The organism is Skermanella sp., assembly GCF_059503625.1.
The window spans coordinates 400-4,031 of sequence record NZ_JCACHA010001175.1 but is presented as its reverse complement, the minus strand read 5'-3'; the positions used below and the strand labels follow the sequence as shown (position 1 = coordinate 4,031).

Here is a 3,632-nt window from a genome sequence, read left to right as displayed (position 1 = left end):
CGGCGCCAAGTATCGCGGCGAGTTCGAGGAGCGGCTGAAGGCCGTCTTGCAGGAAATCACGGCCGCGGCCGGCGAGATCATCGTCTTCATCGACGAAATGCACACCCTGGTCGGGGCCGGCAAGGCCGACGGCGCGATGGACGCGTCCAACATGCTGAAGCCCGCACTGGCGCGCGGCGAGCTTCACTGCGTCGGTGCGACCACGCTGGACGAGTACCGCAAGCATGTCGAGAAGGACCCGGCGCTGGCGCGGCGGTTCCAGCCCGTCTTCGTGTCCGAGCCGACGGTCGAGGATACGATCTCGATCCTGCGCGGCCTGAAGGAGAAGTACGAGCTTCACCACGGCGTCCGGATCACCGACAGCGCGATCGTTTCGGCGGCGACACTGTCGCACCGCTACATCACCGACCGGTTCCTGCCGGACAAGGCGATCGACCTGATCGACGAGGCCGCCTCGCGGCTCCGCATGGAGGTCGATTCGAAGCCGGAAGAGATCGACGAACTCGACCGCCGCATCATTCAGCTCAAGATCGAGCGGGAAGCCCTGAAGCGGGAAAGCGATCAGGCGTCGCGCGACCGGCTGGAGAAGCTGGAAGGCGAGCTTGAGGATCTGGAAGCCAAGTCGGCCGACATGACCGGCCTGTGGATGGCGGAGAAGGAACAGCTCACCGGCGCCCAGAAGCTGAAGGAGCAGTTGGACCATGCCCGCGTCGAGCAGGAGCAGGCCCAGCGCAACGGCGACTGGGCCAGGACGGCGGAACTGTCCTACGGCATCATTCCGGAGCTGGAACGAAAGCTGAAGGCCGCCGAGGAAGTCGCGGGCAACCGGATGCTGAACGAGGAGGTTCGTGACGGCGAGATCGCCGCCATCGTCAGCCGCTGGACCGGCATCCCGGTGGACAAGATGCTGACGGGAGAGCGCGAGAAGCTGCTGGCGATGGAAGGCAAACTCGGCAGCCGCGTGATCGGCCAGGACGAGGCGATCGTGGCGGTGTCCAATGCGGTCCGCCGCGCCCGCGCCGGCCTTCAGGACCCGAACCGGCCGATCGGCTCGTTCCTGTTCCTAGGCCCGACCGGCGTCGGCAAGACCGAGCTGACCAAGGCTCTGGCCGAGTTCCTGTTCGACGACGAAACCGCCATGATCCGGCTCGACATGTCGGAATACATGGAGAAGCACGCGGTCGCCCGCATGATCGGCGCGCCTCCCGGCTATGTCGGCTACGAGGAGGGTGGCGCGCTGACGGAAGCCGTCCGCCGCCGGCCCTATCAGGTGATCCTGTTCGACGAGGTCGAGAAGGCGCACCCGGATGTCTTCAACGTCCTGCTTCAGGTGCTCGACGACGGCAGGCTGACGGACGGGCAGGGGCGTACCGTGGACTTCCGCAACACCCTGATCGTCATGACCTCCAACCTCGGGTCGGAGATCCTGGCGAACCAGCCGGAAGGCCAGGACAGTGCCGCCGTGCGCGAGGAAGTGATGGAGATCGTCCGGGGCTCGTTCCGGCCGGAGTTCCTGAACCGGCTCGATGAGATCCTGCTGTTCCACCGGCTGAGCCGTGGGAACATGGGCGGCATCGTCAAGATCCAGCTCGGCCGCCTGCGGAAGATGCTGGCCGACCGCGACATCGATCTGGAAATCGACGACAAGGCTCTGGCCTGGCTCGCCGATGCCGGATACGACCCGGTCTACGGTGCCCGGCCTCTGAAGCGGGTGATCCAGCGGGCGCTTCAGAACCCGCTCGCCACGCTGCTGCTGGAAGGCCGCATTGCCGACGGCCAGAAGGTCGAGGTCAGCGCCGGCGAACAGGGATTGGTGATAGACGGCATCCCCGCCGGCACCCATGTCCCCGGTGCGGGGTCTTCAGGCGGCACGGGATCGTCCTGGGCCAGACCAAGGACCGTCCACTAAGCAGCTTAAGCGTTGCGGCGGAAGGCAGCCCTTCCGCCGCAACGTCCTGTCTTCGTCCATTCGGGTTCTACGGCAGCGGCAGGACCAGCGACGCTGCGATGGTTCGCATGACGCAGCCGATCAGCAGGCCCGATCGCCTCGGCAGGCATCCGGATGCTCGGCTTCGCCAGTGGCGCTGACGCTCTGGGCCACCTGTTGCGAGCTTTGCAGGTTGGCGGCGAACTGCCGGTCGGTTTCTTCGACGTGTTGCTTGAAGGCGACCAGCTCGCGGCCTTCCAAGGCGACGCCGGTCGGCAGATCGACGCTCATGGGGTTGATCTGGCGACCACCGCGCATGACTTCATAGTGAAGGTGCGGACCGGTGGAACGCCCTGTCGTCCCGACATAACCGATAATGTCGCCTTGCTGCACCCGGCCGCCCCGCCGCATGCCCGTGCCGAACTTGCTGAGATGGGCATAGGCCGTCGCGATCTGCTGGTTGTGCTTGATGCGGATGTAGTTGCCGTAGCCGTTCTTCGGACCGATCTCCTCGATCACGCCGTTTCCGGCGGCATAGATCGGCGTGCCGGTCGGAGCCGCGAAGTCCGTACCCGCATGCATCTTGCTGAAGCCCAGGATCGGGTGGCGGCGCATGCCAAACTTCGAGGAAACCCGCGCTCCATCGATCGGTGTGCGGAGCAGCGCCTTGCGGATGCTCTCGCCCTGGCGGTTGAAATAATCGACGATGCCGTCGCGGGTCTTGTACCGGAACAGCTCCATCTGCTTGCCGCCAAGGTTTAGCGCCGCATACAGGATATCGCCATCGCGGGCCGCGGCTCCGTCGTCGGTGAAGTAGCGTTCGTACATCACCTGGAACTCGTCGCCCGGCTGGACGTCGCGCTGGAAATCCACGTCGTAGGAATAGGCGCGGATCATCGCGGCCATGACCGGAATCGGAACGCCGACGCTGGCGCCGGCTTCGAACAGGCTGCTGTCGATCACAGCCGATGCTGCCGTCTTGCGGCGCTCCAGCGCCTTATCGATCGTCGCGGCTTCGTAACCTTCGCCTTCGACGCGGGCGACCGAGACGGCCCGCTCCGCGTCAGGCTCCAGTTCCAGTCCCATGAAGCGGCGGTCGGAGCCGGACTCGCGCTGGAACAGCAGGGCGACTTCCTGGCCGACCTGAAGACGGCGCGGATCGAAGACGCTTCTCAATGCCTCGATTGCGTCATGGGCATCGATCTTGGGAACCGAAGCGTTGACCAGCAGTCCCAGCAACGTATCGCCACGGCCGACTTCCACCACCTTGCGGTCCAGGTCGGCCAGCGCTTCGGTCTGTCCTTCCTCGGGAAGCGACTCATCCAGCGCATCCGCCAGGGTGGAGGCATCACCGGCCGGTGCTCCGGTGTCCTCCATAGCGTCTTCAGCGGAGGCGGTCTTGGCCGGATGGGGACCGGCGGCCTCCTTGTCGAGATCGGCCAGTTCCGGTCCTGTCTTTGCCGCCGCCGGTGCGGAGTCGATAGGGGTTCTGGTGGGATGATTATATGGATACTCCCACCCCGCCGAAGCGAAGTTGGGCACGCTTGCTAGGCAAAGGGCAAGAGCGGGTATGGCGGCAACCCCTAGACGCACCGGGTGTCCTCCTTGCTGAAGCCGGGCACCGGCGGCCCGGCCCTTGTATTGGGGGAAACTAAAGCTGGCGAACTGTGAGTTGAACCATGCGCGACAGGAGTATCACTGTCAA

At 65.2% G+C, this 3,632-nt stretch carries 2 protein-coding genes; one reads left to right on the top strand and one right to left on the bottom strand.

The window, feature by feature from the left end; genetic code table 11:
- On the top strand, positions 1 to 1,909 hold a 1,909-nt coding region (locus AC5JJ6_RS41505), incomplete at its 5' end, for an AAA family ATPase (protein WP_496047666.1).
- A 120-nt stretch (positions 1,910 to 2,029) separates the two neighbouring features.
- Here AC5JJ6_RS41505 and AC5JJ6_RS41500 read toward each other — a convergent pair.
- On the bottom strand, positions 2,030 to 3,520 hold the full coding sequence (locus AC5JJ6_RS41500; protein ID WP_496047665.1) for a M23 family metallopeptidase: 1,491 nt from the start codon (positions 3,518 to 3,520) through the stop codon (positions 2,030 to 2,032).
- Positions 3,521 to 3,632 lie beyond the last annotated feature (112 nt).